This window comes from Sediminibacterium sp., from assembly GCF_019264485.1.
In the GTDB taxonomy this organism is placed as follows: domain Bacteria; phylum Bacteroidota; class Bacteroidia; order Chitinophagales; family Chitinophagaceae; genus Sediminibacterium.
Genome location: NZ_JAHVAA010000008.1, coordinates 24,801 through 49,830, shown reverse-complemented (window position 1 = coordinate 49,830; position 25,030 = coordinate 24,801). Strand labels below are relative to the sequence as shown.

At 41.5% G+C, this 25,030-nt stretch carries 19 protein-coding genes and 1 other RNA gene; 5 read left to right on the top strand and 15 right to left on the bottom strand.

Going from position 1 to position 25,030, the window contains the following annotated elements:
- Positions 1-130: 130 nt before the first annotated feature.
- From KXJ59_RS05475 to prfB, 3 genes are all read left to right on the top strand, one after another.
- Positions 131-1,159: a Smr/MutS family protein gene (locus KXJ59_RS05475; protein WP_295201959.1), complete on the top strand. Its 1,029-nt coding sequence runs from the start codon at positions 131-133 to the stop codon at positions 1,157-1,159.
- Between the two features lie 119 nt (positions 1,160-1,278).
- Positions 1,279-1,652, top strand: an RNA gene (gene rnpB, locus KXJ59_RS05470) — RNase P RNA component class A.
- Positions 1,653-1,733: 81 nt separating this feature from the next.
- Positions 1,734-2,820, top strand: a protein-coding gene (prfB, locus tag KXJ59_RS05465; protein WP_295201957.1) for a peptide chain release factor 2 whose coding sequence is annotated in 2 segments (ribosomal slippage) — positions 1,734-1,793 and positions 1,795-2,820 — 1,086 coding nt in all. Because the reading frame shifts where the segments join, the coding sequence is not laid out codon by codon here.
- A 73-nt stretch (positions 2,821-2,893) separates the two neighbouring features.
- On the opposite strand, the gene nhaA is transcribed toward prfB, so the two are convergent.
- The 4 genes from nhaA to KXJ59_RS05445 are packed head-to-tail and all read right to left on the bottom strand — an operon-like array spanning position 2,894 to position 7,771.
- Positions 2,894-4,090, bottom strand: coding sequence for a Na+/H+ antiporter NhaA (nhaA, locus tag KXJ59_RS05460; RefSeq protein WP_295201956.1), 1,197 nt, complete (start codon positions 4,088-4,090; stop codon positions 2,894-2,896).
- Between the two features lie 31 nt (positions 4,091-4,121).
- Positions 4,122-5,771 (bottom strand): OstA-like protein, encoded by a 1,650-nt coding sequence (locus KXJ59_RS05455; protein ID WP_295201954.1) that lies wholly within the window; start codon positions 5,769-5,771, stop codon positions 4,122-4,124.
- A 2-nt stretch (positions 5,772-5,773) separates the two neighbouring features.
- The gene (locus KXJ59_RS05450) at positions 5,774-6,775 is read right to left on the bottom strand and encodes an MlaD family protein (protein ID WP_295201951.1); all 1,002 of its coding nucleotides are present in this window, start codon (positions 6,773-6,775) and stop codon (positions 5,774-5,776) included.
- A gap of 57 nt (positions 6,776-6,832) precedes the next feature.
- Positions 6,833-7,771, bottom strand: coding sequence for an N-acetylmuramoyl-L-alanine amidase (locus tag KXJ59_RS05445; RefSeq protein ID WP_295201949.1), 939 nt, complete (start codon positions 7,769-7,771; stop codon positions 6,833-6,835).
- Positions 7,772-7,874: 103 nt separating this feature from the next.
- Between KXJ59_RS05445 and KXJ59_RS05440 the strand changes: the two genes are divergently transcribed.
- Positions 7,875-10,538: a putative LPS assembly protein LptD gene (locus tag KXJ59_RS05440; protein ID WP_295201947.1), complete on the top strand. Its 2,664-nt coding sequence runs from the start codon at positions 7,875-7,877 to the stop codon at positions 10,536-10,538.
- Between the two features lie 56 nt (positions 10,539-10,594).
- Here the strand turns inward: KXJ59_RS05440 and KXJ59_RS05435 are convergent, their stop codons facing one another.
- From KXJ59_RS05435 to KXJ59_RS05425, 3 genes are all read right to left on the bottom strand, one after another.
- A complete protein-coding gene (locus tag KXJ59_RS05435) occupies positions 10,595-11,356 on the bottom strand; it encodes a 1-acyl-sn-glycerol-3-phosphate acyltransferase (RefSeq protein WP_295201945.1) in 762 nt (253 codons plus the stop codon).
- Positions 11,357-11,360: 4 nt separating this feature from the next.
- Entirely contained in the window at positions 11,361-12,041 is a 681-nt protein-coding gene (gene ung / locus KXJ59_RS05430; RefSeq protein ID WP_295201944.1) for a uracil-DNA glycosylase, read from the bottom strand.
- 298 nt (positions 12,042-12,339) lie between these two features.
- Positions 12,340-14,520 carry a gliding motility-associated C-terminal domain-containing protein gene (locus tag KXJ59_RS05425; RefSeq protein WP_295201942.1) on the bottom strand — a complete coding sequence of 727 codons (2,181 nt, stop codon included), beginning with the start codon at positions 14,518-14,520 and terminating at the stop codon, positions 12,340-12,342.
- Between the two features lie 847 nt (positions 14,521-15,367).
- Here KXJ59_RS05425 and KXJ59_RS05420 point away from each other — a divergent pair.
- Positions 15,368-17,134, top strand: coding sequence for a DUF6119 family protein (locus KXJ59_RS05420; RefSeq protein ID WP_178888003.1), 1,767 nt, complete (start codon positions 15,368-15,370; stop codon positions 17,132-17,134).
- Between the two features lie 359 nt (positions 17,135-17,493).
- Here KXJ59_RS05420 and KXJ59_RS05415 read toward each other — a convergent pair whose 3' ends face one another.
- From KXJ59_RS05415 to KXJ59_RS05380, 8 genes are all read right to left on the bottom strand, one after another.
- Complete coding sequence (locus KXJ59_RS05415; protein ID WP_178888002.1) at positions 17,494-18,300, bottom strand: DUF6602 domain-containing protein; 807 nt, start codon at positions 18,298-18,300, stop codon at positions 17,494-17,496.
- Between the two features lie 326 nt (positions 18,301-18,626).
- Complete coding sequence (gene mobC, locus KXJ59_RS05410; protein WP_295201941.1) at positions 18,627-20,588, bottom strand: conjugal transfer protein MobC; 1,962 nt, start codon at positions 20,586-20,588, stop codon at positions 18,627-18,629.
- A gap of 16 nt (positions 20,589-20,604) precedes the next feature.
- Positions 20,605-21,816, bottom strand: a complete 1,212-nt coding sequence (locus tag KXJ59_RS05405) for a relaxase/mobilization nuclease domain-containing protein (protein ID WP_178888000.1) — start codon at positions 21,814-21,816, stop codon at positions 20,605-20,607.
- Entirely contained in the window at positions 21,801-22,196 is a 396-nt protein-coding gene (locus KXJ59_RS05400) for a plasmid mobilization relaxosome protein MobC (protein WP_178887999.1), read from the bottom strand. Before KXJ59_RS05400 ends, KXJ59_RS05405 begins: the two co-directional genes overlap by 16 nt.
- A gap of 263 nt (positions 22,197-22,459) precedes the next feature.
- Positions 22,460-22,657 (bottom strand): hypothetical protein, encoded by a 198-nt coding sequence (locus tag KXJ59_RS05395; protein ID WP_178887998.1) that lies wholly within the window; start codon positions 22,655-22,657, stop codon positions 22,460-22,462.
- A 3-nt stretch (positions 22,658-22,660) separates the two neighbouring features.
- Positions 22,661-23,470, bottom strand: coding sequence for a PRTRC system ThiF family protein (locus KXJ59_RS05390; RefSeq protein WP_295201940.1), 810 nt, complete (start codon positions 23,468-23,470; stop codon positions 22,661-22,663).
- The gene (locus tag KXJ59_RS05385) at positions 23,467-24,183 is read right to left on the bottom strand and encodes a PRTRC system protein B (RefSeq protein ID WP_178887996.1); all 717 of its coding nucleotides are present in this window, start codon (positions 24,181-24,183) and stop codon (positions 23,467-23,469) included. The genes KXJ59_RS05390 and KXJ59_RS05385 overlap by 4 nt, the downstream gene beginning before the upstream one ends.
- Entirely contained in the window at positions 24,164-25,000 is an 837-nt protein-coding gene (locus tag KXJ59_RS05380; protein WP_295201939.1) for a hypothetical protein, read from the bottom strand. The genes KXJ59_RS05385 and KXJ59_RS05380 overlap by 20 nt, the downstream gene beginning before the upstream one ends.
- Positions 25,001-25,030: the final 30 nt, after the last annotated feature.

Here is a 25,030-nt window from a genome sequence, read left to right as displayed (position 1 = left end):
TAGTAAGGAATTTTTAGCCACAGATTCACAGATTTGTATTTAATAATCTGTGAATCTGTGGCTATTTTATTGAGTAATACGAATCTGTTATTCTTTAGAGACTAAATAACCTAATCCGTATTTTTGCGGCATGAAATACCAGGTAGGAGACGAGATCATTGTATTACACAGCAATGAAGAGGGAAAAGTAATTGAGCTCATCAACGATAAAATGGTGCTGATTGAAGTAAGAGGAGTGAAATTTCCTGCTTATATGGACCAGATCGATTTCCCTTATTTCTATCGGTTCACCAAAAAGAAACAGCCGGAAGAAAAGAAAACAACACCCAAACAGTATATAGACCAGGTTCCCAAAGAAAAACCCAAGCCCAATCAGATACAGGTAGCAGATGGTGTATGGTTATCCTTTATCCCGAAATTTTCACTGGATGATTTTAATGATGAAATAGTAGAGTTGCTGAAAGTACACCTGGTTAACAAAACCCCACAGCCTTACCAGTTGGTATACAAACAGTTCTTCTCACAGGAACTTAATTTTGAACTAAGCACCCAGGTGCAGGGCTTTCATGATTTTTACCTGCATGATATAGCCTTTGAAGCGGTGAACGACAGTCCTTCTTTTTCTATTGATTTTTCATTGCTGCAACCCGAAAAAAAGAAAGCGGCTCACTACGAAACACAACTTAAACTAAAGCCCAGGCAACTGTTTCAGCGTATTGAAGCGATGAAAGAGAACAATGAACCTACTATTTCATACAAGTTGTTTGATACCTATCCGGATAAAACAGAAGAAGATTATGTAGACCTTTCAAAGTTATCGGGCAAGGGCTATAAAATCTACGATGCATCCAAAGCACGCCAACACCTGCCACCCGCCCGTTCAGTCGTGGATCTGCATATTGAAAAGCTGAGCAATGATTTTGAAAAACTAAGCAATATCGAAATCATCGGTATCCAGCTATCGGAATTTGAAAAATGGTTCGACCTGGCAGTGGCTCACCGGCAACCCACCCTCATCGTAATACACGGAGTAGGAACGGGGCGTCTTCGCGAAGAAATACACGATATCCTCAAAACCAAACGCGAAGTAAAAAATTTCATCAACCAGTACGATCCTCGTTTTGGATATGGGGCGACGGAGATTTTCTTTCAATATTAGGGTAAATCAAAAGTCAAAAACCAAAAGTCAAAATTCAAAAGAATGTTGCGTTTTTTTGACTTTTGAATTTTGACTTTTGAATTCTCAGGTCTCCACCTTTTTCAACTACCTTTGCCTTTCTATAAGCCCGAACCATCGCTCCGATTACATCGGAGAGGAAAGTCCGGACAGCAAAGGGCAACCCACCGGTGAACAGCCGGCTCCCGATCTGATCGGGACGAGATAGTGCCACAGAAAATAACCGTCTCTGCAGCAATGTAGGGGTAAGGGTGAAAATGTGAGGTAAGAGCTCACGGTTTTTACTGGTAACAGTAAGAGCGGGTAAACCTTGGGTGCTGTAATGCCATGTATAGGAATCATTGAGGGCGGCTCGTCCGATCCCGACCATCGGTCGGGAGGGTTCCAGGGTAGGCAGCAAGATCGCAACAGTAATGTTGAGGCCAGATAAATGATGGTATAAGAACAGAATCCGGCTTATGAGGCTTATGGTTTTTAAATGTTGGATGTCAGATGTCAGATCTCAGATTTATTTTTCAAATCTGAGATCTGACATCTGACATCAAAAAATTAATCTATGACACAAGAACAAATTAAAATTTTAAGGGACCGTGTAGTTGTCCTGAGGAGGTTTCTTTGACGTCGATAACAGGAACTATAAAGTAGACACTGATCGGCAACTCTCTCTTTCGCCTGGCTTCTGGGATGATAATGCACGCGCCACGGCCATCATGAAAGAAATTAAAGTGAATGAATACTGGCTCCGTCTGTACAAACAGGTGGAATCATCTGTGGAAGATTTTGCCGTATTGTTCGATTTCTGGAAAGGAGGTGATGCAACGGAAGAAGAAACAAAACTGGCTTATGAAAATGCATTGAAGAATATTGAAGATGCAGAATTCAAAAGCACACTCAATAAACCCGAAGATGAATTGCCGGGTATTGTACAGATTAATTCAGGCGCTGGTGGAACAGAAAGCCAGGACTGGGCAGAAATGCTGCTCCGTATGTATCGTATGTACGGTGAGAAACAGGGCTGGAAAGTAACTGAACTCGATTTCCAGGAAGGAGATGGTGCCGGTATAAAAAGCGCCACACTTCAGTTCGATGGCGATTTCGCTTATGGCTTTTTAAAAGCAGAAAGCGGTGTACACAGACTGGTTCGTATTTCACCCTTTGACAGTAATGCCCGACGTCATACTTCATTTGCATCGGTATTTGTGTACCCATTGATTGATGACAGTATTGAAATTAATGTAAACCCCAGCGATCTTGAATGGGCATTTTACAGAAGTGGTGGCAGTGGCGGACAAAATGTAAATAAAGTAGAAACGGCTGTACGCCTGAAACATATTCCCAGCGGCTTTATTGTAGAATGTCAGCAGGCACGTACACAGGGAGAAAACCGCGAACTGGCCATGAAAATGCTCAAGAGCCGTTTGTATGAAGAAGAATTACGCAAACGCCAGGAAGCCATGAATGCCACCAATGCCAACAAGAAAAAAATAGAATGGGGCAGCCAGATCAGGAGCTATGTATTCCATCCCTATAAAATGATCAAAGACCACCGCACCGATTACGAAGTAGGCAATGTAGGCCCGGTAATGGACGGAGAAATCGATGGCTTTATCAAAGCGTATCTGATGATGGAGAAAGAAAGCTGAAAGAACAGAAGAATGTTGAATAATGAATAATGAATGACGAAGTGATAGTACTTCCTTGGATATTCGATATTCATTATTCAATATTCTTCTGTTTTCCTTTTCTCTTCAGCCACACATACCCACTCAGCATAGCAATCAAAGAGGCGAGGAGGACGGATATTTTTGCAATGTCCTGGTCTTTGGTATCGGTAAAAGCCAGTGTGGAGATGAATATGCTCATGGTAAAACCGATGCCTGCCAGTAGCCCGCCACCAATCATTTTATACCAGTTTGTACCAGAGGGCAGTTCGGCCAGTTTTCGCGATACCAGCAGGTAGCAGGCGGTGGTAATACCCAATGGTTTACCAATACAGAGCCCGATTATGATTCCCCAGCTCAGGGTGCTGTTTAAAGCCTGTAAACTGTTTTCAGGAATGCCGATGGCAGTATTGGCCAGCGCGAAAATGGGCATCACGATAAAATAAACAGGGGTATGGAATTTGAGCTCCAGCTCTTCCAGTTTTGGAACAGGTACCATAAATGCAAAAATTACACCAGCCACTGTTGCATGGATACCCGAGTTAAACATACAATACCAGAGCACAAGACCCAATAACCAGTGCAACCAGCCAAAAGGCATTTTTCTTTTGTTCATGAACCATAAAAGAGCCACTATGGCAATAACACCTATCAAATACCCGAATACAATTTCACCGCCATAGAATAAGGCAATCACCACAATAGCGCCGAGATCATCGATGATGGCGAGGGCGGTGAGAAATATTTTAAGCGCTACGGGTACACGGTTTCCTAAAAGTGAAGCTATTCCCAACGTAAAGGCAATATCTGTGGCTGTAGGAACAGCCCATCCTTCCATATAAGCAGTGCCCTTGTTAAACAAACCAAACAATAAGGCAGGTACCAGCATACCACCTACTGCACCAATTACGGGAAGGGCAGATTTTTTGATGGATGCCAGTTCTCCGCAAACCAGCTCTCTTTTAATTTCCATACCCGCAAGGAAAAAAAACAATGCCATCAGGGCATCGTTAATAACCAGCAGGGGAGAATTGGGTAATGATAAAAAACCCAGGTGTGCATGATGCCCGGCACTCCCGTCAAAAGAAATATGCCACATAGATCTGTACGCTTCGCCCCAACTGCCCCAGTTGGCAGCAATCAGCGATACTGCAGTGCATGCCAATAAAATAATACCTATTGCACGGCTGTCGTGAATAAACTGTTTTAAAGGATGCAATAAACGGGTATGCACAAACTTTGGTAAGATCATACTTGCAATTTACAGATTATACAGAGGATAGTTATTGACCCGAAAGAATATCAAACCTGCTCTTGGGTCTTCGGTTATCGAGCCACCTGAAATTACGCAATTTTAAATCTTCATGGTTTACCTGCCGCATCGGGTACATGGTTCCGTCTACAGCATTGATCAATACCACACGTTTGGGTTTGCCATTGTCGAAACGTATTTCAATAACATCGGAACTGTTTTTATTCACCCCGATAAAATTTTTCTGTTCATCCACACCATAATACACATTTTCCGAATTGCCTTTTGCCCGCAGGAAATTAATCTGACCCGTGGTATCAAAATAAGCATTGATGGTATTACCCTTCACCTGGTTAAAATACATGGAACTGTCTACCTTACTCAAAGCCATTGCATTCTCAAATACATATAATCTTTCCGGTTTACTATTCTTCAGGTACATATAAATGGTATCGCCACTTACCTGGTTTTCCTGTGCCCACACTACGGGTTGTTTGAATATGCGAAATACAGAATCTTTTAAAGCATAAAACAAACTATCGCCCACGCTTTGCATGGAATCGGAATAAATTTTCACATTGTAATAAGCTTCAAAATATTTATCGGTACTGTCTTCTCTGGTGCTGTCGGGCGAAAAAATAAAATCGATGCTGTCTCTCACCCTCGGAACCGGTTTTATTTTCAGCAGGTCGGATAGTTTGGCCGAATAAAAAGTATCGGCAGCAATATAAATGGAATCACGATCCTGTTTCAATAATAATAAAGGACTCTGTGTAGCCAGCAATGAGTTTCGTTTATTGTTGGTTTTAATATTATTGGCAATCAGGTCGAACCCCTTGGCAGAATCTTTACCCCGATAAACCGCATTACCCCTGAACTCACCCAAACCACTGATGCTGTCCAAAGCCATTTCATCAGCCGTCATGGTATACGTACTGTCATCAATTACAGAACGTTTGAACAATTGGGCACGTTTGTTTTTCAGGTCATAAAAACCATCTCTTGTTTTGATGACCAGTTTTTTATCGTTACGAATAGTAGTTGGACTCGTAAATGTGGCAATCTCTGTATCGGTATTGTATTGCAGGGTATCTGTATTGATGCGATAATCTGGGTTGATCAACACCACTTTTCGTTTGAAATAAATATCCCTGGTATCGCCATAGTAATAACCTTCGGTACTGGTAAGTGTTGTTTTTTCATTCACCACTTTACCGCCTTTCAGGTAGGTACCAATTTTTACGGTTACATCGTATTCCAGTTCATCGGTGGTGAGGGTACTTTTACCATCGGTGAGGCGTACCCTTCTTTTGAGAAAAGCTTTTTTATCTTTTGCAAGGTATTTAAGGTATTGCGCATAAGTATGCACACTGTCTGCATCATTGATATGAACATTACCAAACGCTTCCAGTATATTGGTAACGGGGTTGAGTACCACACTGTCTGCATAAAACAGGGTTTTGTCCTGCTTCATGATCACATTACCCGCATAAGAAATAAACTGGTTCAGCGAATCAATTTTCCTGAGGTTGTTGCGTGCCGCACTCAGTGGCTCCAATAGCTTACCTGTTACAGGTTTTGTAGTGTCTGTAGCAGGAAGATTACTGGTTTGCGTTTTGCCAAAGACCCCCAGGCATAAAAACAAACTGCAAAAAATAAGATGGCTGATCCTGATGCGCATTGTTATTTTTTCTTCGTAGAGTCTAATGGGGCCATCAACGGACCTGTTTTATCTTTTTTACCAAAGACAGAAATATTCACATAACGTTTAGGATGTACACGCAAATCATCCATCAGTATATTGGCACTTCTAACAGTATTGCTCAGGTTATCATACAAAGTTTTATCGTTGAGCAGTTTGCCTAATGAACCATCGGTCGACGAAGCTTTGGCGAGTATGCTATTGAGTGTTTCAATCGAAGTTTTTAACTGAGCCACCGTACCATCAATATCAGCTTTTGATAAGTTTTCTGTGGTCTTCTCCACATTGCTGATCATACGGGTAACTTTCTCATTGTTATCGGCCAGGTTTTTGGTAAAACTGTTTACATTGTTCATGGAAGCAGTAATAGCACCTGTCTGCTCATTCAGCATAGACTGAATAGAGGCCGATGATACCACCAGACTGGCAGTAGTTTTATTGATATTGGCAATTACTTCCTGCAGGTTGTTTTTGGTGGCCGGATCGAAAATGGTATTGATATTTTTCAGTACACTGTCCAGCGAACTTACCGTTGCTTTGATCTGGTCGCCTACTGGTCCCAGTTTATTCATTACATCGCCCAATAAGCCGGCAGAAGAAGAAGTGACTATGGTATCCCCGGATTTTACATAAGAAGTTGCATCTCCCAGACTAATGGTAATGCTGGCATTTCCTAATGGGTTTTCTTTAATAGAGGCAACTGAATTAGCAGGAATATTATAATTGCCTTTCAGTTTAATGGCCACCACAATAGCGGAGAGATTGGCATCGGCATTTTCAATATCATATACCGAACCCACCTGAAAGCCATTGATAAATACACCATTCGATACCATAATACCTTTGGTATCGGCATATTTGGCATAAATGAAATTACCGGTTTTGAATAAGGTTTTTCCTTTCAGGAAATTAAAGCCAAGGATCAATAAAGTGATAGCTATAGCCGTAAGTGCACCCACTTTTGTTTCGTTCGATATCTTCATATCGCAAAACTAAGGTTTCTTGGGTTTAAGGCTTGTCTAAAGCCTGTTAAAGCGGCTTTATTTTCTGTTACCGGCTGCAGTAATGCCCGCCTGGTTCTCAAGAGAGTTTTTATAAATACGGACAGCTTTGGTAACCACCTGGCAAATTTCCAGCTGTCCCTTTTCACTGTTCAGGTAATCTTCTTCATCCGGATTGGAAATAAAACCGGTTTCTACCAGCACTGCAGGCATATTCACTGCCTGTAAAACCCAGATACCTTTTTTTCTTTGCTGGGCCTTCCTGCTGATACGACCTATTTTCAGGAATTCTTCCTCAATGGTCATAGCGAGTTTGGCACTACGCTGAAAGTATTGCTGGGTCAATATATTGGCCAGCATGGTTTTGGTAGGATCGTTGGCATCTGTTTTTTTACGTGCTTCCAGTATTTTTACCGAAACACTGTCGAGGTATTCATCCAATCCTTCACTGGCCACTGCTTTGCGCTCATCGGTTTTATCAATCCCGTAAATATAGGTTTCAGTACCCATGGCAGGGTTGGGGGTGGTCCAGGTACGGTAATCTTTTACACGCTGGCTTACCAGTTTTCCTTTTCTCCTTACTTTAACGGTCTTATATCCGACAAATTCACGGTGCCTCGATGGTGCCGCAGAGTTTACGTGTATACATACAAAGAGGTCGCCTTTCGCCTGATTGGCAATATCGGCTTTCTGTATCACGGAGTGGAAAATATCAGTTTTGCGGGTCATTATAATTTCCACATCGGGCAAAGCATCCTGTAACATCTTTTCGAGTTTCAGTGCCACTTCCAGTGAAATCTGGCTTTCAGTAGAATACCTGCCCCGGGCACCAATGTCGGCACCACCATGACCGGCATCCACAATAATCCTTCTGAGCACCTGTTTCTGCTGGGGTTTGCCCTTATTGGAGCTAAAAGAGCATAACATAGTGATCCCAAAACTTAACAAAACAAAAGCAGCATATTTAACACGCATCATATCAATTCGTTAAAGGATTATACCCAGAGTTCGGTTTACACGCTTCAAACACTATTTTTGTCAGGTGAATATGCGCAAACGCTGTAAAATTAACGTAAAAACCATGCTTCCTATTGTTGCGTGTGGATATTTGCTCATATTAACATTTCATACGCAGCTGCAGGCAGCCCCCTCTTTTCTTCAGATAAGAACCAATATTGCCCAGAGAGATACTATTCCTGCTAAAGCCATCAGCGACAGCAGCCGGAAAAAAACAGACAGCCTGAATCAAAAAAAAATAAATGACTCGCTGGTAAACAGAACAGATACATTGCGTATTTCAAAAGATTCTATTGATGCACCCATCAATTATTCTGCTGTTGATTCGGGTGTATTGATTATAGATACGCGCGAATTTATTCTCTATGGTAAAGCCAAAACCAATTATAAGGATCTGCAGATGGAAGCGGCCACCATTCGATACGACCAGGAATCGCAGATGGTAAAAGCCTATGGGTCGCTTGACTCAACGGGTAATCCTTTGAGTAAACCACAACTGATACAGGGAGAAACAAAATCGGTCAGTGATTCAATCCTGTTTAATCTGAAGACAGCAAAGGGTGTTATCAAAAACACTTTTTTCCAGGAAGGAGAGATTTATGTAAATGCACAGATACTTAAAAAAATAAGCGCCGATGAAGCATTTGCCAGCAAAGCCCGTTTTACAACCTGTAACCTCGATACACCGCATTTTGCCTTTCGTGCCAGCCGCATGAAAATCATCAATAATAAAATGGGTATTTCAAGTGCGGCATTCCCCGAGTTTGAGGGTGTGCCCATGCCCATTGGTATTCCCTTTGGTATTTTTCCTTTGTACCGCGGACCTCAGTCGGGTTTTATCGCACCCGCTTTTACTGCCAGTGAAGATTTTGGTCTTGGGCTGGAAGGCATTGGCTATTACCATATCTTCAACGATTACCTCGATCTTACTACAAGAGCCAATTTATATTCCTATGGCGGGTATATGGTTAATTTTAATTCGAGGTTTTTAAAACGGTATAAGTTTACCAGTAACATCAACCTCACCATACAGAATTCAAGGATATTAAACAGGGGAGGTATTTCAAAAGAAGAGTTTAACAGAACCCGCTCATTCATGATTAACTGGTCGCATACCAGAGATGGCAGGGCCAGACCGGGAACGAGTTTTTCTGCCAATGTAAATTTTGGTAGCACCCGGTTCAATCAGTTATTGCTGAACAACCCGGTACAGAATTTTCAAAACCAGTTAAACTCCTCCATCAGCTATACAAAAGACTGGAGAGGAAAATACAACCTGTCTCTAAATGCCAATCATAGCCAGAATAACAATACCCGTTTGGTAAACCTTAGTCTGCCCACGATGAACTTCAACGTAGTTACTTTTTATCCCTTCCAGAAAAAAGACCAGGTGGGTTCCGGAAAATGGTATGAAAAAATTGGTATTGGTTACAGCGGTAATGTATTGAACCAGTTGTCTTTTTATGATACGGCTTTTAATATCAGGAGAATGCTGGATACATTGCAATGGGGTGCGCAACACAATATACCCATTACACTTTCATTGCCCTCACTGGGCCCTATTACCATTGCGCCCAGCATATCATTTGAAGAGCGCTGGTATGGACAGCGTATTTTCAGGAACTGGAACGATGCTGCCAAAAGAGTGGATACTACCATACAACGCGGTTTTTATACAGCCAGACAGATGGCATTCGGTGTGAGTATGAATACCAGGATATTTGGTACCTATACCCTGAAATCAAAAGATGAAAAAACAATCAGGCATGAAGTAAGACCCAATATCTCATTCAGTTACCGTCCCGATATGGCAGCGAAATATTTTTATGATACACAGGTAGATACAACCGGAAGAAGATTACGTTTCTCGCAGTTTGATGGGGGTGTGATACCCGGCTTCTCCGAAGGCTCATTTGGAGGTATTGGTTTTGGTATTGATAATCTTTTAGAGATGAAACTAAAAGATAAATCAGACAGCACCGGCAAAGCTACCAGAAAGGTAAAACTGATTGATGGTTTTGGTTTTAATTCATCTTACAATTTACTGGCCGACAGTTTTGCACTGGGCAATTTTAATTTTTATGCACGCAGTACCCTTTTTAATAAAATAAATATTACAGCGGGTATGAACCTCGATCCCTATGAAGTAGATGCACAGGGCTATCGCTTGAAACAACTGGCATTTGATGTTAAGAAATTAAAATTCGGACGAATCACCAGCGGTAACCTCGCAGTATCAACTTCTTTCTCCAGCAAGGCCAAAGACGGATCGGATGAGAATGGTAAAGACATTCCGATAGATCCGTTTATGACACCCGATGAACAGCAAAGACAATTACAGTTTGCACAGGCTAACCCTGCAGAGTTTACTGATTTTAATATTCCATGGAGTGTGAGTCTTTCTTATTCATTAAACTTTACCCGTATACTGAAACCCGATTTCTCAGGGTTTAAAACAGAAACATTCTCAACCGTAAGTTTTAATGGCGATTTCAGCCTTACCGATAAATGGAAACTGGGAGGTACTGGTGGTTTCGATGTAGGCAACAGAAAGCTGGAACAATTGAGCATGTTTATTACCCGCGAAATGCACTGCTGGCAGTTATCAATCAATGTTACACCCATCGGTCTGTACCGATCCTTTAATATTACCATCAACCCCAAATCGGGCATACTACGCGATTTGCGTATCAACAGGAGCAGGGTGTTTTCTAATTCGAGATTTTAGGGGAGGATAGTTGATGGATAGACCATAGTCGATGGTCCATAGTATATTGCTATGGACTATGGTCTATTCTCTTCATAATACTTCCACATCAACTTAAACAATTCCTCCTTTAGTGTAGCCGTTGTTTTCCCAATGGATGGTACGGGTGGCAGAAAATGCATTTCAAGATGGTGGGGCATGAGGTAGAAAAACAGATTGGCAGGCAATACTTCTTTGGTGTGAAAAAGTACTGCCGGTAACACGGGTTTGCCTGTGTCTACTGCGAGTTTGAAAGCACCGTCATAAAAAGATTTCAAAGGATCAGTGCTGCGGTTGCGGGTACCTTCCGGATAAATAACCATATCCAGTCCTATCGATAACATTTTTTTCATTTCCTCATAACTGCGTCTCCTGCTTTCATCACTTTTTCTGTCAACCAGTACACTGCCAAATGTATAGATCCATCCGAAGAGCGGAATTTTGGCGAAGCTTTTTTTGGCGATGGTTTTATTGGCACGGGGCATAAAGGGAGTGCTAACAGGTACATCCATTAAACTATTGTGGTTACAGATAACAACATAATTGGTATTTTTCTCAAAATGTTCCTTCCCTTTTACCCGAAGCGGACAACCAATCAGGTGTAAATAAATCCACATCCACACCCTCGATACATGTCTGTGCCAGCGTGCTTTGGCGGGGTCGTTGAGTAAAAAACAGTAGAGGTAAAACAGCACTGCCGGAATCATGGTAACAACGAATAACACCAGAGCCCAGAGGGCAAAGATCCTTCCGAAGATCAGTTTCCAGACAGGGGTTTTTGCAGACGGATGTTGATTCATGTAATTAATCGTTTGAAATGTTCCAGTCAATGGGCGAGAGTCCCTGTTTCATCAATAACTCATTGGCCCTGCTAAAATGTTTGCAACCAAAAAAACCTTTATCGGCACTAAAAGGTGAGGGGTGTGCTGCTTTTAAGACATAGTGTTTTGTTTCATCAATCAGCACCTGTTTGTCTTGTGCAAAACGACCCCACAATAAAAATACGACCCCTTTTTTTTCATCCGATATTTTCCTGATCACTGCATCGGTAAAATCCATCCAGCCAATTTTTGCATGACTGGCGGGTTCATTGGCTCTCACGGTTAATACGGCGTTGAGTAATAGTACACCCTGTTCTGCCCATTTACTCAGGTTGCCCGACTGTGGAATGGACATGCCGATATCTTTTTGCAGTTCCTTATACATATTTACCAGTGAAGGAGGAGGTTTTACACCATCTGGAACAGAAAAACTTAACCCATGCGCCTGTCCGGCACCATGATAGGGATCCTGCCCCAGTATCACCACTTTTACTTTATCGAATGGGGTAGTAGTAAATGCATTAAAAATAAGTTGCCCGGGCGGATAGATCACAGCACCAGTGGCCCTTTCTGTTTTCAGGTGTGTAACTACCTGTAAAAAATAGGGTTTGGTAAATTCATTTTTTAAAACAGCTTTCCAAGATGCTTCTATCTTCACATCCATAACAGAAAAAGATTGTTGGCGAAAATACAGAAACCATACGTGAATGTGAGGAGAGATTGGTTAGTGGCTGTTAGCTATTAGCTGCTGGCTTTTAGCTTCGAGTAAGAAGGAATTGGTGTAAAATGGATACTCTTTGTTTAGATCGAAATGCTGGCATTCTTCTCTGGCTAATAGCTAACAGCTAACAGCTTTTAGCTTCGAGTAATAAGAAATCGGTGCAAAATGGATACTCTTTATTTACATCGAAATGCTGGCATTCCTTTCCGCCTAATACCTAATAGCTAACAGCCACAAGCAATCAATAAATCACCGTAACTGTTCCTGAAATATGTTTCTGTTTGCTGTTTTGTTTAATCACATAATAGTAAACACCAACCGGAACAATCTTTCCTTCATTTGAGCGGCCATCCCATACAGGTGTATAACCCTTCGATTTGTAAACAGACTGTCCATTACGGGTAAATATTTCAATCTGCGATTCAGGATAATATTCAATCAGCGGTATGGACCAAAGATCATTGATACCATCGCCGTTGGGAGAGAAAATATTCGATGGAATTATAATCGCATCTTCAATCGTTACTTCCACCGGATGTGTAGCGGTACAGCCAAAACTATTGGTGCTTTTAATAAAGTATGTGCCGGATTTCAACACCCGCTGCGGATTCATTAATGGTTTACGGGTGGCACTGTCTTCCCAATACGAATAAGTCCAGTTGGAACTTAACGGAACTGTATTCACCAGGTTAATGGTCTGCGGAATACGCACTGTGGCTGGCTGAGTAACCGTAAATTCAGGAACAGGGTTGATGGTAACTTTTGCCACCCTTGTAACGGCACAACCTGCGATGGACCTGAGTTTGACATAATAACTCGTAGTCTGTTTAAAAATAAAATCAGGTGCAATCGGAACAGAAGTAGCAGCATCTCTCCAATAACTGGGTGTAGCTGTTGCATCACTGCCGGCTACCGGGTTCACTGTAGAGAGTTGTAATTCGCCACAGGCAGTAAAATCATTGGTGATGATGACCGGAGGCGCCGTAACAGAGGTATAAATAGGTTGAATATTGGTACAGCCATACTGATTGGTACCCTTGATATAAAACAGTCCTGTTTTACCTACGGCTGAAGGATTTGCCAGTGTTTTCGTGGCTTTATCATCTTCCCAATAACTAAATACCAGACCGGGATCACTGCCCTGTGTAATAGCAGGGGCTGTAATATTGATGGTATTGGGTATACACTCGGCCTGGTCGCCCTGCACTTTAATCATCGGATTCTTTCGCACCTGTGCATCAAAAGGTTTTGTATCTGTGCAGCCGGCTTTATTAACGGCTTTGATATAATAAGTACCAGCCGTAATTATTTTTTTGGGATTGGATACAAAAATCGATTCATTCTCATCCGAAAAATAACTGTATACCATGCCCGGTGTACTGCCTAATGTAAGTGCCGGTACTGTAAGATCAAGTCCGGGTGTTTCACAGGCTTCCATATTTGCTTTGAGCTTGAAATCGAATGGATCATCCGATTTCATTACAGTGGTATACAATGTATCCAGACAGCCCTGATTGGGGTAAGGAACTATCTCTAATGCCAGACGTGTGCCAGGGGCAGGTGCAGGACTCAGCTTTAGGGTGTTTGATTTTCCCAGCTCCTGTGAAAAATCATCTGTAAACCAACGGTATCCCATAAAACCATAAGGTGCAGTAAGGGTGAGTTTGGGAACATCATTGCACAATACATTTCCTGTAATGGGGGTGGTGCAGTTTTCGTTGATATCGATATAAGCGTATCCAAAATGTCCGCCCAAAGAACAATCATTCACTGTAAACTCCAGACGCAGGGTTTTGCCCGCGTAGTTGGGCAGTTTTAATGTAATGGGGGCCCAGTCTTTATAAAAAACATTGGGTCTTGGACCATTGGCCAGTTGAAAGCCGGGCAAATTGGCCGCAGCAATAAATTGAAAAGAGCCACAGTCTTCGTATTTATTATCGGTAACATTAAAAATCTTAACCGCAAACAGTGGTTGTTCGTGAGGTTGGTGTGGAGGGTTCTCCAGAACAACAGCATAATTGTAAATGATACTGTAATCCGAATTTGTTTGCGGTACGGTGAATGTGTAATGAAGTCCGTGTGCATCAGAACCACCTGCTTCCATACCCAGTTTTACGGAATGGCCACTGCCGTTTGGACAAACAACAGGAAAGCCTCCAAAATCGTCGGTTTCTTTGCCATTGATATTGGCATCCAGTATACGGTGATTGGTAGGGTCTGGTGCAACCACATTCATATTAATGGTTCCGTCTCTTTCAATACGTCCTTTTAAGGTTTGCCAGTTTTCAAAACTTCCTTTTTCAAAACCAATATTGGGCGGACATTGACCCATAGCGTTTTGTACCCCCATGCAAACGAGCAGGAGCAGAAAAGCCGGCAGACTTCTGTACCTAATAATGCTAAAACTGTTTACTCCTTTCATGGATCATTTACTTGAAACAGATACGTGTAAACAGACAATAAAGCCTGTTTATTGGTTGCATAGGATGGATTTCTTTGCAGGTTTTAGAAGAAGCAGTGCAGGATGAGATGAAAATTAAGAAAAAAACAGATATAAGAGTGAAAAAATGGATATCTGGATTAAAACCTTTTTATAACTGTTAATCAGGTCAGGTGCAACAGCTATTACTTTTCCTTTACCTCCCCGATAGAATCGGGATGCTCTATTCCCTGAGCTACCTAAAAGGAAAAGCCCCACATTTCTGTGAGGCTTTGTGAACCGGATTGTCCCGATATTATCGGGGGAACCAATGACCTCCCCGATGAAATCGGGATGCTCTATCCCCTGAGCTACCTAAAAGGAAAAGCCCCACATTTCTGTGAGGCTAGTGAGCCGGATTGTCCCGATATTATCGGGGGAACCAATGACCTCCCCGATTGCATCGGGATGCTCTATTCCCTGAGCTACCTAAAAGGAAAAGCCCCACATTTCTGTGAGGCTTTGTGAACCGAGGTTGGGAATTTTCGAACCGCTTTATTTCAGATATAATGCTTTTAGCTGGTATTAATTAGGAACACGATAATGCTAGCCCCGAAAATGCTCAAATCTTATTTGCTATACAGAAACGAAAAGTGATGTTTAGTGAGCAGAAAAAATAACTGGCAGGAAACTTAACATTTATGGGGCTCGAAGTAACGAGAAGTCCTCATTCAGATTCTTATGCCGTATTAAAAAAAAAAACCTAAATTTACCATTCCCCCCTTTTTGGCAAACCTGCCGACCAATATCCTGTGTTAACACACCTCATTTCCTTATCAAAACGAAGTGCATGGCAGCAAAGGAAACTATGCAAGTAAGCATTTATCTTATTGATCAATCGCTTTTCAAGGAAGAAACATATGATGAGATCGTCGAACTTATTATGTCCCGTACAAAGGATGATCGATATGATGAAGAACTGGATATTGCCAAATTTGCGGGGTATTCATTGCGTTTGTACAGAGCTAGGAATGAAAACCCGCCAGCTTGGCGTTCATTCCTCGGCCCGATACTGCGTCCAGATTCCTTTATTAGGTCTTACATCAACGTATCACATGCTTTCATTCTTTTTGTTGGGTACAAACAAAGAATTTTTGCGATCTGTGGCGGTTTCGCTTCCCAGGAGATCGATCGGTTTGCTGACCAGACATTCGGAATTGAAATCCTGACTAGACTGATTGAAAAAAACAGCAAGGTTATCAAATACATTCAGAACAGGGGTGTTACCGGGGCCGTGATTGGACAGAGCAGATTTTACCGCGGCGATCAAAGGCTTTCGGACGATACTCAATTCGGTATTATTTATAAAGAGGTGAAAGCAGACCTTGATAAAAAAATCCTAACTACGTTTTTTGGTTTCAACGAGCTGGAATTAAAGAGGAATACTTCGGGCTGCCTTGCTAAAACTTCATTCAAAATCAGCAAGACAATCGACTTTCCCACGTTTTTGAAAATTGTAGCAAAGCTGGATGAGATCATAGACAAGAAAGCCAATTTCTCCATCAACCACGTTGAACTAATCTCAAAAAAGAAGAAAACCAATACTGCGACGATCGCATATCTCAACGAGGCATTAATTTTGCTGTTGTACAATAATTACCAGGCTGGTATCTTATCCGATTTTGATTTTTGCCATAAGGATTTTGAAAAGTTTCTGACTGCTTCTACATTCATTTCCCCCAATTCGGAAAGCCCTGTTGAGTTTGATAACCCAATGTCCTTCGATGAAATACTGAAGAGTTTGAATAAAGCCGGGAGGCTGCTGCATGATACCGAACTCCATTTCAAGTATTCGCTTCTCGAGAATTATTTATATAGCAGGGATGAGGCTGGAGAGACCTTAACGGGTGGAAACCTCTTTGAACACCTTCACGGAGAGATCACGTACAACGAACAGACCTATTTTTTGATTGACGGGGATTGGTATAGGATAAAACCTGATTTTATTGAAATGCTCAATTTAGAATGCAAAGAAATGATTGCTCAGTGCCTTGATGAAACACTTCTGACAGAACCTTTTTCCGTTCACAGCTTAGAGCGGGACTACAACGAAGATTTTATCGGGAGCGACAAAACCTACGTATTCGATACGATCACACCTGAGAATATTGAGTTTTGCGACATAATGAAATTCGATGATACCTTTGTTCATCTCATCCATGTAAAAAAAGGGTTTGACAACAGGATCCGTGACCTTGCTTCACAGGTGTTGATGGCTGCACGACGGATCAGTCAGGATAAGACGGCTGGTTATGTGTATGTAAAGCAGATTGAAGAAGCCGTCAAGCGTGGAGCAAAAAGCAAAAGCCCTTTTATGCAAAAAATGGCAACTCAGGTTTTTAATCCACGCGGATTAAAAACTGTATTTGAGAAAAAACTTAATAAAAATATTTGCTTTTGTCTTGCATTCGCTGATACTGCAGGAGCAGCCCGCAGCCTCAAAAGGAATGTCGAACTTTTCAAATCCAACATCGCTAAATATTCCATTTTGGAATTACGCAAAGAGATACGGAGTATGGGTTTCGATTTTAAAATCATTCAGTTAAATACAAAGTAGTTCTATGGAAATGTGCTTTCTACATTTTGGAGAATATAAAGGGTTACAGAAAATTGAAGTAAACATTTGTAAGCAATTTCGTTATGCATTTTGTAATGAAATAATGTACTGTTTGTAACTATTAAAAGAATTTTAAAATAGCAGATACTTTCACAATCAAAATTTATCCAGAGTGATAAGAAATAAACTCTGGTAGATTTTGTTCCAGAAATGAATGCTTCTCGCGCTGTACCGATAATCGTTTTATGCTTGGGGATCGCAATTAGCTTGTAATCATTGAGCAGATTTTTCGATTCTTTTTCACATGTTCCAGAATAAGTTTCATAGAGATAGTTGTGTAAAGAATTCAGTGCGTTTATTTATAAGACAGGAAGATTCACAATTTGTTCAAGCCTGTGAATTTCTTTGGTTCCGGCGATGGGAAATGAGAACCAATACCTGTCTTCGGGATCATTGTCTGATACAATATGCAACAGGTTTGAGATAAAATAGGAGAATGATAAGTTTTCTAATTGATATCTCAAATAACAACGTCCGTTTCTGTTATTGACAGGAGGATGTAGACCTTCAGTAGTTTCCCAATACCTAATAAAATTGGTTGGTCCTAAAGAAATATGGTTTATAAGGCCGTTTGAATTAGTTAATGCTTCATCAACCCTTTTGGCCGTAAACGTATCATTGTAGTTGTAAACAAATACACCTATAAACTTTTTTCGTTGCCCTGGTAATTCTCTGAAACCATGAAAATCTCTTAATCTGTTTAATTTTGTAATGATATTATTTAATGCATTTGCGGACTCTGCTGAATAGTTTATGATACTTGCCTTTACTTCAATTACCGCACGTACACTTGATTCAGTTAAGATCACAAAATCACCTTCTCTGAATATAACGGGTGTTTTGTCTTCATAAATTATTATGTCCAGTTGTGTTGATATTCTTCCTTCAGTTCCGCGTAAATGATCGTTGTTGCCCAATATAAATCCTGTACCGATTTTCAGATTAGCAGGAAGAAATTGAGCAATCACTTTTCGCAAAATAGCTTCTTTATATCCCCCCTCAGCACCCCAGTTTGCATCTCCAATTAAATGACGAACACGGTTCTGTGTAACGTTTAGTTCTTGCGTAATAGATTCTTGGAAAAGACGAATATTCTGATGGGACATTACGGTTGTTTTTGAATTGCCAAAATAATAAAAAATAGTAGTGTAAAAACAGGAGCCTTTCAATTGGCTTTGATCTTGATTAGATCTTAAAGAAACCTATATTATTTGCGATACTGAACAAAAGGTAAGTGTGATTTGTGAGAGTAATTCTTATTTTACCTCTTTGGGGGAGCAGCTTTGGGTGCTGCACCAAGATGAATAGGCTTCGATTGTAGGAGAGCTAAGATGTATCTAATCCTTGTATTTTTCTTGACAATACCCCTTACCAACCGGAGGGGGTTTGACAAGGAAAATGTATCTCAAAAGTATCTACTCCCGGCTATCTTTTAACGAGTTTGAGACTCATTTTCAAGTTTCGCAACAACATTTTCAATTAATCTCCGGATATCAAGTTTGATCTGGTAGAAATTATCCTGAATATCCTGTTGTGAAATACTATAAACAGGCGGGATTTCCTTAAAGTCTCTCATCTCCCTGTTGATTGCCTCGGTATCCTGTAGGATTTCTGCGTGAAACATTTTCAGCTTAATCTTATCATCAGGATTATCTGCTACCATTCCTACAAATTCACCGGAGGAGAGGGTGGCAATTTTGGAGGCGGGTATGGCATTATCCATTTGCCAGGATTTGCTAATGCTGGTATCATTACTATTGATACTCATACTTTGTCGCAACTGGACAATCTTACCAAACCGTTCTGATAATAATCGAGCGGTTTCTCCGGTTACCTGACCTGAAATTATATTCCCGCAAATATTGGTGATTACATCAGCCTGATCTTTACCATAATCCTTCTTTAGCTGAGAAAAATCCTGAGCGGCAAGTATGGTGGCTACTTTGTTACTCCTGGCAGTTGCGATATGCCCATCAATGTCATTGAAAAAGATGGTAGGGAATTCGTCAAAAACCAAGGCACTTTTGAGCTTATCCTTTCTGTTTACGATTTTAATGAGGCGGGAGGCGTAGAGGGAGAGGACGGCTCCATAAATGGAACGCTTGTCGGGGTTGTTGCCCACGCAGACGATTTTTGGTTGCCAGGGCGAATTGATATCGAGGGTGAAGTCATTACCAGAGAGCACCCAGTAAAGTTGGGGGGAGGCAAGTCTGGCCATTCCGATTTTGGCGGAAGCTACCTGACCTTCTAATTGTTCCATTGCATCGTTTTGGAATGCCGTGATAAAGGGATTGACAAATACTTCAATTTCCGGTTCAGCATTTAGAACAGGGAACAGTGTATCATATTCCACCTGCATTAGTTCAATCACATGGGGTAGGGTACAGTATACTCCATCTTCATACTTTCTTAAAAACCAGATAATGGCTGTTACAAAGTTGATCGGAGATTCTACAAAGAAATCTCCCTGTTTTTTAATCCATTGGGTATTGAGGCCCAGTAAAATTGTTCTGGCTGATTCAGTGGCATCGGTGATATCAAACATGGAATCTGGATCCAAGGGGTTGCATCTGTGCGAGCAGGCGAGGTTATCAAAATTGATGGCGTAGAATGCAGGTGGCGTTTTATACGCTGAGGTGTTTTGTAACAACCAGTTATAAGCAGCTTTTGACAAGTCATCATATTTAAAGTCGTAAATGAACATGGTGTACCCCTTCGAGATCAACTGGCGAATCATGGGAAGGATCACAAACCATGATTTACCTGCACCCGGACTGCCTGTTACCAAAAGTCCACGGAAAGGATTGGGGAAGGATATTGTGGATTTACGAACTTTATTTTTTAACCGGTATTGTGCAGTGAAGTTGATTGAATATTCATTGACATGCGGAACCTCTTCCTGCGGAAATGTTTCATTTTCTTCATTAAAAATATCCTGCTTCAAATTGTCAAAGAGCAAGCGGCTCAACCGGGCACCTGTAAATACCAATAATCCAAATCCAGTGCTACAGGTAAGGATATAAGAGGCGGCAATAGTAACCATACTCAAATTTGATAAGAGAAGAAAGTTGCTGAGGTAGAACAACAGTAAGCCACAAATAATCCACCTGATAATTGCACTTAATTTGTACTCCTGGTCTTTTTTACCTTTTGCTCCCAGAAAGGAAATGAGTAAGAGAACTAAGATAAGCGACTTGATTTTCAGGGTGCTTTCGAACACCCTTGTTTTTGCGATGGACTGTAACACATGGTCTGATAAATAGGAACGCACACCACAATTTGCAAAGGCAGCATAACAACTGTAATAAAAATGCATCAGCAGAAGGCCAACGGAAAGCCACCTGCTTAAGTCCACTATTTTTCGCAAACCCTGTTCATTCTCACCTGTTCCCATTGCTCAATAGATTTACTTATATGCCTCTTTGTTTTTTTCGTTTCTTTTTCTTTAGTTGGAAGGGGATATGCTGAGTTCCAGGTTCTGTCTGAAGTAGGTCATTGACCAGGCCTTCCATTTGTTGCGCACTTTTCTCTGCATTTTTTTGTTCTGTATGGATCAACTTTATGACTTTTTGTTTCTCTGTTTTCAGTTTTTTAGCCAAGCCTACTATACTATATTCTTTGCCTAATTCTGAGCCATTGAAAACACTTCTGTTTTTATGGTCGACAAATGTGATACCGTAGATTCTTCCTTCTGCATTTTGTCGCAGAACCGTTTGGACGGATTGGCTGCTTAGAAATTGGATCATTTTGTCAAGGGATGTAGGTCTCTGCATCAGGCAATTGTCAAGGCTGTTTTTGAGCTGCAGTTTTAAAACATCCCGATTGGTTTCATTGAGGGTAAAACGATTCTCCAGATAGGCGAGGGTAGGTTTGCCCGCAATGGAGCTGGCTTTTATGGGTATTCCGATGGCTTGCCCGTCTTTATCGATCATCCGGTACAGAAGGCCATTTTTTCGGTGTGTAAAGCTCCCTTCCTTGCCCCGATCTGCTTTTACACCGAACTTGGACAATATCGCGTTGAACTGCGCCAGCGAAACATAATTATAAAGATTGATGGTCTGCTTCAGCACATTGGCTATACTTCGTTTGGTTTCTGATTTGCCATATTCCAACCTGTTTTGAATGGGAGCAGCCAAGGCCAGTTCATTTGACGTTGTCCCCGCCTTTATGAGCCCATGTTTTTCCTCTACCAGTTTGCGTGCCATTTCTGATTGATTACGTCCTATGTTGTGGGTATTGATCCGAGTACCATCTCCCCGTATTGTTGTTGCGACAATATGGAGGTGAGGATGTCCTGCATCTTTATGCTGGTAAACGAGATAGGGTTGGTCGCCAAATCCGATTCGTTCCATGTAATCCTGTGCGATTGAATTTAACTTGTCGACTGGAAAATTTTCAGATGGCGAAAAATTCAGGGACACATGCATTGTTTTTGTAGTGGCGCGTTCATTCAATTTATTCCTTTGATTGAACCAATCAAGTTTATGGTAAAAATTCATGGCTGTGATCGGTAATAAAAAATTGTTTTCTGCAACGCAGATGGCTACCCCTTTTTGAACTTTGTGTTCATTGTAGTTCAGTGTTTCACTAATTGAAGCCGGGAATGTTATCCTTGCAACCATTGGTCTGACCATTTTTGAATTTCAGTACAAAGTTTTACTGTCACTGATAAAACATCCTGCCTTGTCTTTTCATAAACTGTAACCCAGACACGGAATTCAGGGATTTTATCCAGCGTATGTAGCTTATGGACTGCCTGGTTCAAATTATGGCCGATGTGATTGATTTCTTTTCGCAGTATGATCAATTCTGCGGAAAGCTCATCCATTGATGTGTTTCTGGTTTTGACGGTTACGGCTTTGTGAAGGGCAAGTTTGCGTAAGTAATTACTGTTTGTTTTCTCAGTGGTCTTTTGGCGGTTTTTGACCAGGGTTGAAAACTCATCCTCATTCATGCGAAGTGTAATGATCTTGTTTCGAATCATTCGTTTTTCCTTGTCCATCACTTTTGTTTTCAGTCAATCACAACACGAACGAGTTCCGAGTGAGTGTCAAATGATCCCAAACGTATTACGTTTGTACATCTTGCAGCCGGCGATAAGTCGGCTACCATGCGGAAACACCCGGCGACCTTTTTTCAGGTTCTATCGGAATTACAATGTAAATGTAGAAAGGGTAGAAATATCCTGCGCGGCTTGCCTTTATTTTAGGCAAGTGAGTGTAAATAAAGATCGGCGATTGTGAAGCTAAATACAACTTATAGAATCTAAAAAGCAATCACATAGCCATTCTGGCAATCTCTTGCTTCTGCGAGTGCTTCAGGGTAAGTAACAAAGGACTTTATATTACCCTTTTCATCCACAACAAATTGCGGTTCGTGGAACCGTTCTATGACATAAAATGGTCCATCTTGTGGCGGGTCATTCGGATCGACTTCCATGGTCATGAATAATAGGTTTTGCATGGCTTAGGTTTTGGAAGTAGTGATGGGAATTGGATTAGAAGAGAACTGTTTTAAATTCAAGAAAAAGCCACGGTAAAATGTCATTCCTTCCCTGAATAAATTCCACAGAAGAGATGAACCCAAAGCACTTATAGAGGTGTTGATAAACAGATCCTGTTTGGCAAGTGCTTCGCTCATCGAACAACTGGGCTGATCATCTTCTTGCACGTCGTTCAATTGTTTGCGGAAAAGTTTGGTTACAGTAGGCAAAGAGCTTACTGTTTCGTACATCTGTGAAGCGGGTTGCTTTACCGGATATACAGTAGAAAAAATAACCTGTCCTGTCTGTTGCGCATTGCCAAAATCCATCCAGTAAATGAGCTTATATGGGCCGTTGTTCTGCCTTTCCAGTTTAGATAATACAGTAGCAATTGTAAACCTTGCCTTCACTGTATCGACACAGGAAATGGTGATGTTGGCAAACAATTCCTCTTTCAGATTGGGTAGCCAATCATATTTGGAGGCTACACTTTTCCAGTTACTGCCAAAGAACCGGTTGACCCTCGCAATCAAAGCTGCGGACTTGTGCATCCCCAATTCAGCCTTAGAAAATAGCTGCCTACCGAGGTTGGCTTTTGTTATCACATCATCATCGAATAACCGCACGTATAAACCGGGGTGACCAAGTGCGATCAGTGAATGACTCATCCGCGCCAGTGCGGTCAATACCTGGCTTCCGGTTCCACCCGCGCCAATAAGATTTACCGTTACTGGATTAGTGGGGTTCAGCAGGTAGTTGTCCGTAAAATGCACGACAGTTTTTTGGGCAATCATGCGATCAGTTTTTTAAGGGTGAGTGAATGTTTTAGAAGACAACTAACAGGAAATTTTCTGCGCGAATCTTTCAGGGATTGCCAGAGCTGAATGATGTTGCCTTTTACCGGGCTTTTACCACCCAGGACATGGGAGAACCTGGAATTGAAAAAATACTCTTCCCATTTGCTCATAAATGCTTCCAAGTGGGTATGTGGGTCAATATCGATATCCACCGTTCCCATACAGACATTACCATCGTCATGTACATTGAAAAATGGAGCCTTAAAAAGCGTAGTTTTTAAGGTCGGCGTTTCATTTTTCGTAAGCGCAAACACAGTTACACCGGTGCGGGATGCTTTCCATAGCATCGGTGGTACCGGGTATTCGCCATCCGGTATTTTTAAGTCCGGTGTAAATGCTAAAAAATGCGTTATGGCAGGCGTGTACCAGATTGCAAATCCGTTGGTACCCTGACGCGTGTACAAGAGTTTAGCAGGCATTAACTCACGGCATTGCAGGTAACTATCCGATAATTCTGACGAAGTCTGTAAGGTGGCCGCCAGTTGCCGGCTTTCCTGCAAGGACAGTGGATGTGGGTTGACCATCTTTCCAGCATCGTTGAAGTCATAGGCTTCCACATAATAATCCGGTGCTTCTTCTACCGATCGGTAAACTACCAGTCCCTTGTAAGGATGGTGCATGTTTGTAAAATCAGTCGTGATGTTTTTCATAATTAAAACGATATAAGACGGCGCAGAGTTCGTCCATCAGGGTGAGTAATTTGTTCTCAAATGGAAATGCGTGCGTAACCGAAGTTTGCTTCCTGTCAAAATATTGAACTGATACCGGTACTTCAAATTCTAAGCGTTCCTGCAAGTCGCAATTCACGTATTCCACCAGGTGGTCGTGGATCCAGCAATGGTCGTCCCAGAAAAAGCTAAAATAATGATCAGGATATCCTCGTTCACCTTCCTCTTCTTCCAGGTGTTCACAATGAATATTTTTGTGAAAACTTCTGTTTGGGAACTCTTGGTAAAGCGAATAAAATTTCCGAGCAACCACCTTTAATCTTCTTTCAGTATTGCCAAAGGGTTTAAATGCATTCAGCCTTTTTTTAAATGCAGCCAAATGGGAAGAATTAAGCACCGCTTTTTCAAGAATGCTGATCTTTTTATGCATAGCTTTTAAATCGGTACGATAGCGGTTGTACTCTGCTTCTTCCAGTTCATTGTCTGCATTGGTTGCCCACTCCGTTATTGCCTCATAGCATCCACTCAGGTAATCGTTTTCACATAGCAAAGGCAACCGGACATGTTGGTTGAGATAACCAAATACTGAAAGCACAAGATCAAAGCAGCCTTTGTTCTTATCACGGTGCAATTCATCCAGTGCGTTTAACGGCACATAAAACAGGTCGTAATCTTTGTGCAGTGACTTAATGGTGGCAAGTGTAGTCTTATTCCTGTTCTCCGTGATCAACAGGTATAGCGAAGAATCAATGGTTCCCAGTTCTTTTTTTAAGAAGCGGTAAGCAACCGCAATGTTCATTGGGAAAGAAAGATCAGGGTCGTTTATAAA